1 protein-coding gene is annotated in these 526 nt (G+C 27.3%); it reads left to right on the plus strand.

Annotation, left to right across the window (positions count from 1 at the left end; genetic code table 11):
- Positions 1-526 (plus strand): GH32 C-terminal domain-containing protein (locus GQX97_RS14530; protein ID WP_198391286.1); only part of this gene is annotated, 526 nt, incomplete at both ends.

Here is a 526-nt window from a genome sequence, read left to right on the forward strand (position 1 = left end):
ATAGGTTGGATGGGTGTTCCTGATACTGAAGAGACTCATAAAAACTTAAGCATTCAATATGGCTGGCAGCATTGTTTAACTGTGGCAAGAGAATTAAGTTTCAAAAATGGCAAACTATATCAAAAGCCTCATAGAAGTTTAGAAAAATTAAGAGAGAAAAAAATATTTGAAAATAARTGTTCTTATTCTTCATTATCTGATAATTTAATTTCTGATATTAACTCTTACGAAGTCTTAATTGACAATATAAAAAGTTCTAATGATTTTGAGTTATTAATTTCTGAAGGTTGTTCTATTAAATATAAAGAGAATAAATTTATATTAGAGTTTCTAAATGATAGAGGAAAACAAATAGGCGGCGGCAGAATAAAAAGAAGTGCATATTTAGAAAAGTTAGAAAACATAAGAATATTAATAGATACTTCAKCTATAGAGATATTTATAAATGAAGGCGAGATGGTATTTACTACTAGGTATTATCCAGATGAATATTCTTTTAGAGTTTCAGGGGATATGAGTTTAATAA

The sequence above is a fragment of the Brachyspira sp. SAP_772 genome (assembly GCF_009755885.1).
In the GTDB taxonomy this organism is placed as follows: domain Bacteria; phylum Spirochaetota; class Brachyspiria; order Brachyspirales; family Brachyspiraceae; genus Brachyspira.